The organism is Pseudovibrio sp. Alg231-02 (assembly GCF_900143565.1).
In the GTDB taxonomy this organism is placed as follows: Bacteria; Pseudomonadota; Alphaproteobacteria; order Rhizobiales; family Stappiaceae; genus Pseudovibrio.
This window is the reverse complement of the sequence record NZ_FREX01000001.1, coordinates 237,943-252,230: the sequence shown is the minus strand read 5'-3', so window position 1 is coordinate 252,230 and position 14,288 is coordinate 237,943. Positions and strand designations below refer to the sequence as shown.

The following is a 14,288-nucleotide window of genomic DNA, read 5'->3' as shown; positions in this document are numbered from 1 at the left end:
GCCGGAGGAAAAGAGACGGCGCGGGTGGCCATGATGGTGTTGGGAGTAATGAAATGGGGGAGGAACTGATGTCTTCGACAAACCTTGTGTCTAAACTTTGCTTAGCAGCAGGCGTAAGTGTCTGCGCTCTAGCGGCAAGTTCAGCACTGGCCGACAAAATGCCGGTTGAGCAGTCCATGTCCACATTGGAATATGATTTGCTGTCTCGCAGTGATTTGTGGACCTATCAGAAACTGGAGGGCTATAGCGAAGCCCCGTTCCTGAGTGAACTGGTCAAAGCTGGCAAGCTGCCACCTGTTGGCGAGCGACTACCAGCAGAGCCGCTGGTTATGTCAACCAAAGCCATGTCTGAGGGGATCGGCGTTTATGGCGGTGTGTTCCGCCATGTTATCGGCGGTCGTCCGGAAGGCTGGAACTGGCTCGCTGGTCAGCATCAGGGCTGGGGCGGCATCAACATGGCCATTCAGGAATGTCTGGTACGCAACGGCCCGCTCTGGCAGGTGAAGGCAGAGGAGCAGTCCGGTCCGCTACCAAACCTTGCTAAAAGCTGGGAGTGGAGCGACGACAAAACCGAACTGACCATGCATCTGGTTGAAGGCATCAAATGGTCCGATGGCGATCCCTTTGATACAGAAGACATCCGCTTCTGGTGGGACGACAACGTTCAGGATGAGAACATTGCATCCCGTCTGCCAAAAGGTGGCCTTGGCGAGGGCACAACGCTTGAAGTGATTGATGCTTACACATTCAAGTTCACTTTCGCCAAACCACAAGGCCCGGAAATTCTGAAATCTCTGGCCTATATTCAAGGCTGCCCCGGTCCCTCGCACACACTCAAAGCGAAACATCCCAAATACAACAAGGATGCGAGTTACGAAGACTATCGCAATGCAATGCCAGCGGACGCAGTTCCACCAGTTGTTCTGGGAGGCTGGGTGCCAGTGCGCCACAAGGCTGATGAACTGGTGATCTTGCGCCGTAATCCGTTCTATTGGAAAACAGATGAAGCTGGCAATCAGCTGCCATACCTGAATGAGATGCACTTCAAACTGTCCACTTGGTCAGACCGCACAACGCAAGCTGTCGCCGGGACTGCTGATTTTTCCAATATGGAAAATCCGGGCAACTTCGTGGAAGCACTCAAGCAGACATTGTCTGCAGATGCACCGGTTAAAGCCAACTTTGGCCCACGTGTTCTCTCATGGCGTTTGGAACTGAACTTCTCCGAAACAAACGGTGTTCAGGATGAAGTGGACGCTGAACTCCGCAAGTTCTTCCGGCAAAAAGACTTCCGCGTTGCCCTCAGTCATGCGCTTGATCGTCAGGCGATCGGCCAGTCAGTCGCGCGTGGTCCGTTCATGTATCCATACTCCGGTGGCTTCTCCAGCGGATCTCCCTATTACGATTACGACAGCACCGTCTACTACCCGTATGATCTGGCAAAAGCCAACGCCATGCTGGATGCTTTGGGCCTCGAAGACGCCGATGGCAACGGCATTCGCAACATGCCAGGCTCAGGGGCTGATCTGGAAATCGACATGATGACAGATCGCAGACAGGTCACTGAGAAAAAACAAGCAGATGCCATCATTCTGATGCTGGCAGAAGCAGGCATTCGTGTGTTGATCCGCAACGTAGATACAATTGATACTGCGTCGAAAAACGGCGACTTCAACATGTTGATACGCCGGAAAGAATGGGCGCTTCCAACTCGTGAAACCTGTTTCCATCTGCCAATCGCAAACAGCTGTCCTGACCGGCATCTTCCAGGTTCAGATGGCACGCGAAACCTGATGGATTTTGAAATCGAGATGGTCGATGCCTATCAGACCATTCTGTCCACCTGGGATGCGGTTGAAGCAGCTGATGCGGCCAAAACCATTCAACGTCTGTGGACTGAGAATGCCTACACCATTGGCACCGTTCAGGCTCCTGCTGCACTTCTCGTCAACAAACGCATCAGAAACGCGCATCCGGGCACACCCGTCAACATGTTTGAATGGGCAGAAGATGGTGTTGTGCGCGAGCGCCTCTGGACACCAAAGGATCAGCAGTTGAAAGAACTCCTCCCAGGAACGATCGCTGAATATTAAGGCAGGAAAGGCGGGTCAATTCTGCCCCGCCTTCCAACGCAATAAGCAATAAATGCTCAATAGCTGGGAGGGCTAGATAAATGGGCTTGTTACGCTTTTTAGCGCAACGTGCAGCTGCAACACTGGTCTTGTTGATCGGGATCTCCATTGTTTCTTTCGCCATCATACAAGCTGTTCCAGGTGACTATGTTGACATGTGGATGGCGACAACAGCCGCCCAAACCGGACAGTCACGTGCAGTTTTGGAACCTCAGGCGGAAATTTTACGCGCGCAGTTAGGGCTGGATCAGCCCGTTGTCGTGCAATACTGGCGATGGATTGTCGGCATCGTCACTGCTGGCAACTTCGGAGACTCGTTCTTCTTCTCCAAACCAGTCACAGAAGTAATCGGTCTGCGTCTGCCGCGCACACTTGCTCTGGCCTTCACTGCCATGGTGCTGGCTCAGTTCATTGGCGGTGCGCTTGGTGTTTACGCAGCCATGAACCAGTACAAGCTCGGTGATACCATTTCGACAATTGTTGCCTTCCTTGGCATTGTTATTCCGAAATTCGTTATCTCGCTGATAATTCTGTATTATCTCGCCTTCGTCTGGCACTCTCCTTACATCGGAGCACTGCAATCACCCGAGTATCTTCTGCAGGACCACTGGTCACTCGATAAGCTCTGGGATTTCTTCAAACATGTCTGGCCAATCTTGCTCATCTCCATCTGGGCCGGGCAGGCTTATACCTTGCGCATGATGCGCGGCAACCTGCTGGATGTGATGAAATCTCAATACATCGAAACAGCGCGCGCCAAAGGCCTGTCTCGCAGTCGCATCATCTTGGTGCATGCCATCCCCAATGCGTTGCACCCTGTCATCATGAACATCGGCAGCCGCTTTGAGTACATGGTCAAAGGTGAGATTGAGATCGCAATAGTACTGGGTGTTCCAACCATCGGCCCCCTGATCCTCTCCTCAGTTGCCGAGCGCGATATGTATGTGGTCGCTGCAATCTTTATGCTCGTCGCCACCATCATGGTTGTCGGAAATCTGGTTGCAGATCTGCTGCTCGCTCTCATTGATCCGCGTGTCCGCCAAGCTGCTATGGAAGGAAATGCGTGATGACCCAGATCGACACCGACGCAATCGAACACGGCAGCGTAGACGCTCAGCAACTGGCAGAAGACCGGCCCTCTATTTCTTATTGGGGTCTCGTCGTTCGTCGCTTCATCCGTAACAAATACGGCATGGTAGGTTTCATCGCCTGTATGCTGATCTTCCTGACAGCGATCTTCGCTGGTTTCATCGCGCCTTATGGACCGCAGACTGCCAACCGGGCAGCACTGTATTCACCACCGCAAACGCTCCATTTCTTCGCGCCTGATGGCAGCCTGACAACGCCGTATGTCACTGGCTTTAAGGAAGAAATGAACATGCAAACCTTTGAGATCACGTTTATTCCTGATTTCGATAAAATCTCGCATGTTGCTTTGTTCGTGGAAGGAGAACCCTGGAAGTTTCTGGGTCTCACCTTCACAACACATCTGTTTGGCACAACAGATGGCAGCAAGTTCCATATCCTCGGCACTGACAATCTGGGCCGCGACGTCTACTCACGCATGATCTTTGGCACGCGCATCACACTGCTCATGGCGCTCATGGTGATGGGGTCCGCTTGCGTGATCGGGATCATTCTTGGAGTGAGTTCAGGATACTTCGGTGGCCTGTATGATCTTGTGGTCCAGCGAATGGTCGAGTTCATCAAGGCGTTCCCAGATCTCCCGCTTTATCTGGCATTGGTCGCCTTGTTGCCGCGCCGTGCGGAGCCGGTCACGATCTTCATCATGTTCGCCTGCATCCTCGTCTTGCTCAGATGGGCAGATCTGTGCCGCGAGCTGCGCGGGAAGGTCTTCTCCATGCGCAATTTGGAATATGTTCGCGCAGCAGAAGCCGTTGGAGCCTCAAGCAGCCGTATCATTGGCGCACATATCGTCCCCAACACATCTTCGCACATCATTGTCTGGGCAACCTACCAGCTACCCGAGATCATTCTTCTGGAGAGTTTCCTGTCGTTTTTGGGCGTGGGCATTCAGCAGCCGATGGTCTCCTGGGGCAGCATGCTCAACCAGATTCTCGACTTCCAGTCGTTTAGCGCTGCGCCGTGGATGATGGCTCCAGTCGGCATGATCATCATTTCCGTACTCGCCTTCAACGCCGCTGGCGATGGCCTTCGTGATGCAATGGATCCCTACAGCAATGCCTAGTATCGACCAAACCCAACACAAGGACCTGCTCAACATCCGCGATGTAGCCGTCACCTTCAAAACGGTGACCGGAACCGTGGAAGCGGTGAAAGGGGTGAGCTATGCCGTGGCAAAAGGCGAGACATTGGCCATTGTCGGGGAGTCCGGTTCCGGCAAATCGGTCACTGCCCGCGCAATCATGGGCATGCTCGCCGAAAACGCGACACTGGCTCAAGGTTCCATGATCCGTTTCGAGGATCGAGACCTGACGACCATGAGTGAGTTGGAGCTGCAAAAGATCCGCGGCAATCGCATCTCCATGATCTTTCAGGAACCTCTGACAAGCCTCAATCCAGTGTACCGGATTGGGGACCAGATCATTGAGATGATCCGCTCACATAGCAAAATCTCCAAGGCTGACGCTAAAAAAGAAACGCTTCGGCTGTTGGATGAGGTGAAGATCCCAGACCCTGAAGCCAGATTCAGTCAATATCCGCATCAGCTTTCCGGCGGTCAGCGCCAGCGTGTCATGATTGCGATGGCACTGGCAAACGAGCCTGACCTGCTCATTGCAGATGAGCCAACCACTGCTCTTGACGTGACTGTCCAAGCTGAAATCCTCAAACTCATGCGAGAGCTGCAAGAGCGTCACCGCATGGCGATCATCCTCATCACACATGACCTCAATGTGGTGCGTCAGGTGAGTGACCGTGTCTGTGTGATGCGCGCAGGAAAGATTGTTGAAACCGGAAACACCAAAGAGGTCTTTGAGACACCATCTCATCCATATACTAGGCACTTGATTGAAAGTGAGCCGTCCGGTGTGCCAGATAAACTGGAGGAGGGCCTCTACGAGCTGTTGGATGCAGATAAGGTCCGTGTCACGTTCACCTCAAAACATGGTGGCTTGTTCAGGCGCAAAACCAAAGAGCTGGTGGCAGTCAACGACATCTCACTCAACATCAGATCAGGCGAAACGCTTGGCATTGTTGGCGAGTCTGGTTCCGGAAAGTCCACATTGGGCATGTCCATCCTTCAGCTCTTAAAAGCAGATTCTGGCACTATCACCTTTGATGGAAACAGGATCGACAACCTCACCAGAAAAGAGCTGAAGCCTCTCAGAACCGATCTTCAGGTTGTGTTTCAGGACCCGTTTTCCTCGCTTAATCCCCGCATGGTTGTGGGGGAGATTGTGGGTGAGGGCCTTAAGGTCAACGGCATCGGTGCAAGCAATAAAGAGCGGCAGGCCATGGTGGCTGAAGCGCTGGATGCTGTTCAGATGCCACGCAGCACTATGGACCGCTTTCCCCATGAGTTCTCAGGTGGCCAGCGTCAGAGGATCGCTATCGCACGCTCCATCGTTTTAAAACCGAAATTCATACTGCTGGATGAACCTACCTCTGCATTGGATCTGTCCATTCAGGCGCAGATTATCGAGCTGCTGAAAGACCTGCGAGAGAAACTGAAGCTGAGTTATCTCTTCATCAGTCATGATTTGAAAGTGGTGAAAACACTCTGTCACAACGTCATGGTGATGCAGCACGGAAACGTTGTCGAAGCTGGCAACACGCTCGATGTTTTGCATCGGCCGCAGACAGAATACACGCAGCGTCTGGTTTCAGCAGCTTATCTGTAAGTTATCAGGATGGCGGCGATAACCGCCGCCATCAAACTCTAGTGTGCAGCTTTCAGCCTTCTCAAGGCGTACCAAAGCACACCAACCACCAGCGGCACAGATGCGGCCATGCCAACAGCCGGATCAAGCGGGGAACCAACAGCCTTGGCACCTTTCAAAGCGTATCCGATTAGGCTGATGACGTAGTAAGAGATCGCTGCAATCGAAAGCCCTTCCACCGTCTGTTGCAGTCGGAGTTGAAACTTCGCACGCTGATCCATCGACTTCAGTAAGTCTCGGTTTTGTCGTTCAAGCTCCACATCCACCCGGGCGCGCAACAGGCCGACAGCTCGTGTCAGCTTTCGCGAAAGGTTGGCTTGTCGCTCTTCAATAGCACGGCACGTCTGCATAGCTGGCGCGAGCCGGCGGTTGAGAAACCGCCCGATCATGTCGTAACCAGAGACGTTGCTCTCCCCAAGAGTGTCCAGACGCCGCCCGACAATATCGGAATAGGCCCGTGTTGCCCCAAATCGGAAAAGGCTTTCCATCGCAGAAGCTTCCAGATCTGCCGCAAGAGAAGAAAGGTCTGCCAGCAGCTCCTCGTTATGCGCCAGAGAATGTGCTTCTGCGTCTCCTGAATTGCGCAGTTGAGCGGTTATGCCCACGAGTTCCTGCTCAATGCGGCTTACAACGATCTGCTGCTTCCGCGCTTCATAAAGCCCCAACAAAGAGAGTGTTCTGTAGGTCTCCAGTTCCAGAACACGCCGCACGGTTGCTCCCAGTTCCAACGGAGACAGCCCATGATCCAGCAGCAGAAACGAAACAATGCCATCATCACCGGCTTTGAAGTCGGTGACCAGCGTTGCACGTCCTTCAATGATTTGGGAAACACTCAAGCTTGCCAGATCAAACCCATCAGACAGATCTCCAGCCTCGGGATGTTCCGCAGCTTTTATCGTAAGCTGAACGGCTGCAATCAGTTGCCCCGGAGGGGTGAGCTGGCCCTTGGCAAAGAGAGAAACATCTTGTGCGCAAAAGCTTGAGGGAAGAGGCTGTTCCACAGCATAGGTAGAAAACTCGCTGTGTTGCTCCCAACGTAAAGAATAGCCATCAAAGGTTTGATGCAGATAGTGCTCTGAGGCTTTTGAAGTGCTGCTCGTTTCCTCTGAGATAAAGCGAAGCACAGCTTGCTGCTCTGTTTGCTTGTTATCTTGATCGACCATGAAGGCATATTGCAGAATTTGCCACTCCCCATGCATGGGGACGAAGGGCCGGGCATGAACTTCTGCAAGAATGGCCTGGCGCAGCGGATGTTCGGGAAGGTGCCGCGCAGTGCACGGCTCTTCCAACATGTCATCAATCTTACCCAAAGCGTGCCCCTCATGGTCTTCAAGCCAGAAAGTCCAAGTGTGAAGCAGGCAACTCTGGTGATCTACATAAAAATACGTATTGCGCCGGATTGTCGCAGAAGAAGCCGGAGACGTTGCAATCAAGATGAAAACTAACTCGAATTCTTCCTGTTCAGCACAGCTAACCATAAGAATTGTAAAGTACACACTGCGCCCGAAACATCACTTTTTGAGGATTTGAAATGAAAACGCCACTTGTTGCGATCCTGCTGGCCTGTTCCGCATCCTATGCTTCGGCAGAGACTGATTTCCCTCAAAAAAACAACAGATGGTTTGAGGCTGCAGAGGCGGAGATTGAGAGCAAACTCGCTCAGCAGCCGATCACCAAACCGGCCAAAAACATCATTTTGATGATCGCGGATGGCAACGGCATCTCAACAAACTATGCAACGCGGGTCTTTCAGGGACAGCAAAATGGATTGCTGGGCGAAGAAAATGTTCTGCCACAAGAGGCCTTTCCGCACAGCGCACTGGTCAAAACCTACAACGTGAACGCCCAAACGCCAGATTCTGCGGGAACCGGAACAGCATTCCATTCAGGCGTGAAGACCAAAGCCGGTGTCCTTGGGGTCGATGAAACACTGAATGTTGGTGACTGTTCGGCTGTCGAAAGCGCCAGTGTCGCGAGCATTGCAGAAGTGATGGCTGCAGAAGGCAAGGCGGTCGGCATCATCTCAACAGCAAGCCTCACGGATGCAACACCAGCCTCAGCCTATGCCCACGTCGCCAGCCGCAGGTTCCAGGACGATTCTGACGTGCCAGAGGGATGCGATGTGCCGGATATTGCTGCGCAGCTGCTTGAGCAGATCAAGAACGGCACCATTGATATCGCTTTTGGAGGAGGGCAGCGCCATATGCTGCCTGAAACCAAAAAGACCATTGAGGGCACTGCTGGAAATCGCAAGGATGGACGCAACCTGATTGAGGAAGCCAAGGCGTTTGGCGCGTCTTATGCTTGGAATGAGGCCTCCTTTAGTGATCTTGATTCGTCTGGAGATAAACCTGTCCTTGGCGTCTTCGCAGCAAATCATATGCAGTATGAGTATGACCGGAAAGATCAGCCCTCCCTGGCCGAAATGGTGAAATGGACCATCGAAGCGTTGCAGGATAATGAAAACGGCTTCTATCTCACGGTTGAAGGTGGTCGTGTCGATCACGCCAATCACGCCGGAAATCTTTATCGCGCCCTCACAGACGGTGTCGCATTTGCAGACGCTGTCGCCATGGCCAAAGAAATGACCAGCGATCAGGACACTCTGATCATCGTCACTGCGGACCATGCCCACACCTTGTCGTTCAACGGCTATTGCGGACGCGGTACGCCGATCAACGGGCTGTGCATGGGCATTGACAATAACGGCGTCAAACACACAAATGAAATGCACCTGATGCTGGACGGAAAACCATACTCTGTCGCCAGTTATCTCAACGGTCCCGGCTCAATCCTGACAGAAGAAAACAACTGGTTCGGCACCCGTTCAGTGTTGTCACAGGAAGAGGCAACAGACCCCGATTTCAAACAGCAATCCTTGCTTCCAACGCCCATAGAAACCCATTCGGGGGAAGATGTTGCGGTTTATGCAAGAGGTCCATGGGCGCACTTGTTTGATGGCACAATCGAGCAGAATTACATCTTCAATGTCATGAACTACGCTGCAAACGCCAAAGACCGCTAGCGTGATAAAGAAGTGTTGTCGTGATGCTTGGTTGTATCATGTAAGCGGCGATCGATAACCTCAGCCTGAGCCCGCGGAATTTTATCGGGGGTTCAGACCAGTTTTGCCTCGAAATGCACACTGACCTGACGTAGGTTTCGGGCTCATTTGATAACTGTGAGTTCCGATGATTGAGTTCGAAAAGAATTTGGAAGCGGCGCTGAAAGCGCACGATCAGAGTGATGATGCAAGCCATGATCTGTACCATGCACGCCGCGTAAAACTGGCAGCGCTGGACATCGCTCAGCGTCGCGGTGAGGGCGATGAGGAAGTGCTGATCGCAGCTGCCTACTTGCATGATCTGGTCAATGTTCCCAAGAACTCACCGGACCGTGCAAAGGCTTCCAAGCTGTCAGCTGATGCCGCTGAACCGATCCTGATTGAGCTGGATGTTTCTGCCGCAAAAATCGAGAAGATCAAGCACGCCATTGAAGCGCATAGCTTTTCAGCTGAAATCGAGCCGCAAACGATTGAGGCCAAGATCCTGCAGGACGCAGATCGTCTGGAATCCCTCGGCGCAATCGGCATTGCCCGCACTTTCTATATCGCCAAAACCATGAACTCCAACCTGTTCCATGGTGGCGACCTGTTCGCAAGCGACCGCGATCTCGACGATAAGACATTCGGCGTCGATCATTTCGCCCTCAAACTGCTCAAACTGCACAAAACCATGCAGACCAAGGAAGGCCGTGAAGTCGCGCGCGAACGCACCGACTACATGATTGGCTTCCTGAAGCAGCTGGCCGCAGAAACAGGTTTTACCTATCCGGAAGGCGATGACCTCTGGATCGAAGAGGAAGCACCGAAAGTCGCGTCCTGAGAACTCAGTCCTGATAGGATTTGAGAGCTGGGAATGTGATGTCCGGGTCCTGGATGGTCTGTTCAAACGGACCGTCCGGGTGCAACATCGTCTTCAGCAGATTTGCTCCCAGCAAAGCACCGGCCTGCCGAATATCCTCGCTGATATTGTCGATCTGTGAATCAATCTGATGCAGCGTTTGTGAACTTGATTTCACAACCGCATCAAAATCCCGCCCGCGCTCTTTACCTGCCTGCCGGTACCCGTTCGCAATCGCAAGGAAAGAAGTCTCACCTGGGCAGATAAATCCATCCGGTGCATCACTTGTCCCGGCAATCGTCTGCGCCCATTCAAAGATCTCCGGCATATCTGAATCAAGGTTGATGCCCTCAGGAATGTAGCACTGCAAACCTTCTTGCCGAATAGCCCGCATATACCCGTAATTCAGATGCTGATGGAACGTAAAATGGTTGGGCGGTAGAATAACGCAAATCCTGCGCCGCCCTTTTTGCATCAATCGCAAGACAGATTCGTACGCGAATTTCTCGTTATCATAATCCACATATGAGTGTTGATAGCCAAATTCAGTTCGCCCATGTGTGGTGAACGGAAAGCTGCGTTCCCGCAAAAAACGCACCCGCTCATCAAAAGGTCGCGTCCGTGAAAAGATGATTCCGTCAGCCAGTTTGTTGCGCACAATGTATTCAACAGGCTCAATCGGATCACCGCCAAGGAACTGCGGTGTCACATTAAGATGGTAGTCCGTACCAGCCAATGCATGAGCCACACCTGTGATCAGCGAGTTCCCAAACCCCAGAATTTCGTTATGGGGGTCAAGAATCAGTGAGATTACTTTAGTCTTTCCGGTGCGTAATCTTTGCGCAGCGCGGTCCGGAACATAGCCGATTTCTTCAGCAACTTTACTTACGCGCAGCCGGGTTGCCTGTGCAATCTTTTCATCACCCTGAAGTGCCCGCGAGACAGTTGTCACCGCAAGGCCGGTGATCTCCGCAATTGTCTTCTGCGTAGGTTTCGAGGTGGAATGAGTGGAGGAATTTGGCGGTTTTTGTGTCGACATGTGAAGCCAGTTACCTCCCGTAAATCAGTTAGATCTTCGTTATAACGATACAACAAAATAGGTGAGTATCATTTGATACAAAAAAGATCATTCAAGTCAATGGGTTCACTTTTTGCATTGACAGATCCGATATTTGTAACGTTATAAGTACTATGTTAGTCGTATTTTTGTGTAGAAATTTTAAGTTGTGATCGGGAGGCAACACATGCACAAACTACTAGTAAAAACCACATCGGCTCTGGCTCTGTTGGCAGCAACAGCTGCTCCATCTTTGGCAGCAGACGTGGAAGTCCTGCATTGGTGGACAGCAGGTGGCGAGGCAGCTGCGCTTAACGTTCTGAAGCAGGATCTGGAAACTCAGGGCATTGGCTGGGCAGATATGCCTGTCGCTGGTGGCGGCGGCGAAAGCGCAATGACTGTTTTGCGTGCACGCGTAACCGCTGGTAACGCGCCAACTGCAGTTCAGATGCTTGGGTTCGACATTCAGGACTGGGCAAAAGAAGGCGCTCTGGCAGACCTCAACGCTGTTGCAGCTAAAGAAGGCTGGGACGAAGTTGTACCTGCTGCGCTTCAGCGCTTTGCAAAGTACGATGGCAAGTGGATTGCTGCGCCAGTAAACGTACACTCAACCAACTGGGTATGGGCAAACAAAGCAGTGCTGGACGCAAACGGCATTGCAACACCAACCACTTGGGAAGAGTTCACAGCAGCGCTTGAGAAGCTGAAAGCAGCTGGCGTAACGCCGCTCGCACACGGCGGTCAGGCTTGGCAGGATGCAACTCTGTTTGATGCAATCGTCATGGCCACCGGTGGCGCAGACTTCTATAAAGCTGCCTTCATTGATCTGGACGAAGCTGCTCTTGGTTCCGACACCATGAAGGAAGCGTTTGATCGCATGTCTGTTCTGCGTGCAAACGTAGACGACAACTTCTCTGGTCGTGACTGGAACCTTGCAACTGCAATGGTCATCAACGGTGAAGCTGGCTTCCAGATGATGGGTGACTGGGCAAAAGGTGAGTTCCTCGGTGCTGGCAAAAAGCCGGGCGAAGACTTCCTCTGCTTCCGTTTCCCAGGCACTCAGGACAAGGTAACCTTCAACGCTGACCAGTTCGCTATGTTCGATCAGGGCGGTGAAGTGTCTAAAGAGCAGGCAGCTCTTGCAAGTGCAATCCTGTCTCCTGCCTTCCAGTCTACATTCAACGTGGTGAAGGGCTCCGTTCCTGCACGCACAGACGTTTCCGACGAAGCGTTTGATGCATGTGCAAAACAGGGCATGAAAGATCTGGCTGCAGCTGCTGCAAGCGGCAACCTTTATGGTTCCATGGCACACGGTCACTCTGCACCAGCATCTGTTAAAAACGCCATTTATGACGTTGTAACAGCACACTTCAACGGTGAGTTCGATTCCGCTACCGCTGTTGATGAGCTGGTAGACGCTGTCTCCATCGCTAAGTAATTTTAAGTGGGGCCGACGATGTGTTGGCCCCATTTTTCCCAAAACAACATAGAATCTGGGGGCAGGGATCATGGTCGATCAGACCAACTCATCCGTTGCCATGGCCGCTGACTATGCGACGCCAACGGCAGTAAAACCGGACCTGCGGACAAGACTCCAAAATCTCATTCCCAAACTGGTGTTATCACCCTCGTTGGCTTTGATCTTGGTCTTTGTCTATGGATTTATCATTTTCTCCGTATACCTTTCCTTCACAGGAAGCCGTATTCTGCCAGTCTATGACTGGGTCGGACTGGAGAACTATGAAAAGCTGTTCCGGCTACGGCATTGGTCCATTGCCATCAAAAACCTTGGCATTTTTGCAGGTTTGTATATCGCAGTCTGCACAGCTATCGGCTTGGGTCTTGCGATTCTTCTGGACCAGAAGATCCGCGGAGAAGGCTTCTTGCGTCCAATCTTCCTGTATCCGATGGCGCTCAGCTTCATCGTAACGGGAACAGCATGGAAGTGGTTTCTCGATCCGGGTATCGGCCTTGAACACACAATGCACTTGTGGGGCTGGGAGAGCTTCGAGTTTAACTGGATCAAGGACCGTAACTTCGCCATCTACACGGTTGTGATTGCAGCTGTCTGGCAAACAAGTGGCTTCGTTATGGCCATGTTCCTGGCCGGACTGCGTGGCATCGACAACGAAATCCTGAAGGCCGCACAAATCGACGGGGCATCCAACTGGAACATGTATCGCCGGATCATTATCCCGCAACTGCGTCCAGCCTTCCTGTCAGCTTTCGTGATCCTGTCTCACCTTGCCATTAAGTCCTACGATCTTGTCGTGGCACTGACAGGCGGAGGACCGGGCAGAGCGACGGAAGTTCCGGCGACCTTCATGTATTCCTACACCTTTACCCGCAACCAGATGGGCATCGGCGCCAGCTCCGCTGTTATCATGCTCATGACCATCGCTGCGATTATGGTGCCTTACCTTTATGCCGAACTGCGGGAGAAAAAATAATGTCCGTAGCCTCGACAGATAATGCCATCAGCACAGGGCGCATCACCCGTGCATTCATTTACCTGATGCTGATCCTGTTCGCGACATTCTACCTGCTGCCGTTTGGCATTATGGTTCTCAACTCCGTTAAGCCTCTTTCAGAGATCACTGGCGGAAACATGATGTCACTGCCTCAGGTCTTCACGCTGGAGCCCTGGTTCAAAGCCTGGAACAGCGCGCAAATCGGCGTAGAACCGACAGGTCTGAAGCCGTACTTCTGGAATTCCCTCAAAATGGTGTTTCCGGCAGTTACGATCTCAACCGTACTGGGTGCTTTGAACGGCTATGTGCTGACCAAATGGCGCTTTAAGGGCGATACAATCCTGTTCGGTCTGATGCTGTTTGCCTGCTTCATTCCATTCCAGATCGTTTTGATCCCAATGGCGCGTGTGCTTGGCTTCCTCGGCATTGCAGGGTCAACGCCGGGTCTGGTGCTGGTACATGTGGTTTACGGCCTCGGCTTCACCACACTGTACTTCAGGAACTACTATCAGGTGTTCCCGACAGAATTGATCCGCGCAGCTCAGATTGATGGGGCAGGGTTCTTCCGCATCTTCTGGCGCATTATGCTGCCAAGTTCCGGTCCAATCATTGTTGTTTCTGTCATCTGGCAGTTCACCAACATCTGGAACGACTTCCTGTTCGGTGCCTCGTTTGCTGATCTGGACAGCCAGCCAATGACGGTTGCGCTGAACAACCTCGTCAGTTCGTCAACGGGCGTCAAAGAATATAACGTTCATTTTGCCGGAGCGATCCTCGCCGCATTGCCGACACTGCTCGTGTACATCGTGGCTGGCCGCTACTTCGTAAGAGGCCTGATGGCCGGATCGGTGAAGGGATAAGAC

General features: G+C 52.4%; 11 protein-coding genes. 9 read left to right on the top strand and 2 right to left on the bottom strand.

Going from position 1 to position 14,288, the window contains the following annotated elements; genetic code table 11:
* Nucleotides 1–68 precede the first annotated feature (68 nt).
* From DHN43_RS00905 to DHN43_RS00890, 4 genes are all read left to right on the top strand, one after another.
* Complete coding sequence (locus tag DHN43_RS00905; protein WP_108817968.1) at nucleotides 69–2,093, top strand: ABC transporter substrate-binding protein; 2,025 nt, start codon at nucleotides 69–71, stop codon at nucleotides 2,091–2,093.
* Between the two features lie 80 nt (nucleotides 2,094–2,173).
* Complete coding sequence (locus DHN43_RS00900) at nucleotides 2,174–3,199, top strand: ABC transporter permease (RefSeq protein WP_108817434.1); 1,026 nt, start codon at nucleotides 2,174–2,176, stop codon at nucleotides 3,197–3,199.
* Nucleotides 3,199–4,341, top strand: a complete 1,143-nt coding sequence (locus tag DHN43_RS00895) for an ABC transporter permease (RefSeq protein ID WP_063291914.1) — start codon at nucleotides 3,199–3,201, stop codon at nucleotides 4,339–4,341. Before DHN43_RS00900 ends, DHN43_RS00895 begins: the two co-directional genes overlap by 1 nt.
* Nucleotides 4,334–5,956: an ABC transporter ATP-binding protein gene (locus DHN43_RS00890; protein ID WP_108817967.1), complete on the top strand. Its 1,623-nt coding sequence runs from the start codon at nucleotides 4,334–4,336 to the stop codon at nucleotides 5,954–5,956. The genes DHN43_RS00895 and DHN43_RS00890 overlap by 8 nt, the downstream gene beginning before the upstream one ends.
* A gap of 38 nt (nucleotides 5,957–5,994) precedes the next feature.
* Here DHN43_RS00890 and DHN43_RS00885 read toward each other — a convergent pair whose 3' ends face one another.
* The gene (locus tag DHN43_RS00885) at nucleotides 5,995–7,305 is read right to left on the bottom strand and encodes a DUF3422 family protein (RefSeq protein WP_199914756.1); all 1,311 of its coding nucleotides are present in this window, start codon (nucleotides 7,303–7,305) and stop codon (nucleotides 5,995–5,997) included.
* A gap of 221 nt (nucleotides 7,306–7,526) precedes the next feature.
* On the opposite strand from DHN43_RS00885, the gene DHN43_RS00880 reads away from it, so the two are divergent.
* Both DHN43_RS00880 and DHN43_RS00875 read left to right on the top strand, forming a co-directional pair.
* Nucleotides 7,527–9,020 (top strand): alkaline phosphatase, encoded by a 1,494-nt coding sequence (locus tag DHN43_RS00880; protein ID WP_108817433.1) that lies wholly within the window; start codon nucleotides 7,527–7,529, stop codon nucleotides 9,018–9,020.
* Nucleotides 9,021–9,186: 166 nt separating this feature from the next.
* Entirely contained in the window at nucleotides 9,187–9,879 is a 693-nt protein-coding gene (locus tag DHN43_RS00875) for an HD domain-containing protein (protein ID WP_108817432.1), read from the top strand.
* 4 nt (nucleotides 9,880–9,883) lie between these two features.
* On the opposite strand, the gene DHN43_RS00870 is transcribed toward DHN43_RS00875, so the two are convergent.
* Complete coding sequence (locus DHN43_RS00870) at nucleotides 9,884–10,936, bottom strand: LacI family transcriptional regulator (protein WP_108817431.1); 1,053 nt, start codon at nucleotides 10,934–10,936, stop codon at nucleotides 9,884–9,886.
* A 205-nt stretch (nucleotides 10,937–11,141) separates the two neighbouring features.
* Here DHN43_RS00870 and DHN43_RS00865 point away from each other — a divergent pair, with 205 nt between their 5' ends.
* The 3 genes from DHN43_RS00865 to DHN43_RS00855 all read left to right on the top strand — a co-directional run bounded on the left by DHN43_RS00865 (nucleotide 11,142) and on the right by DHN43_RS00855 (nucleotide 14,285).
* A complete protein-coding gene (locus tag DHN43_RS00865; protein WP_108817430.1) occupies nucleotides 11,142–12,392 on the top strand; it encodes an ABC transporter substrate-binding protein in 1,251 nt (416 codons plus the stop codon).
* Nucleotides 12,393–12,492: 100 nt separating this feature from the next.
* Nucleotides 12,493–13,404, top strand: a complete 912-nt coding sequence (locus DHN43_RS00860) for a carbohydrate ABC transporter permease (RefSeq protein WP_057465399.1) — start codon at nucleotides 12,493–12,495, stop codon at nucleotides 13,402–13,404.
* Entirely contained in the window at nucleotides 13,404–14,285 is an 882-nt protein-coding gene (locus tag DHN43_RS00855) for a carbohydrate ABC transporter permease (protein ID WP_057465290.1), read from the top strand. Before DHN43_RS00860 ends, DHN43_RS00855 begins: the two co-directional genes overlap by 1 nt.
* Nucleotides 14,286–14,288 lie beyond the last annotated feature (3 nt).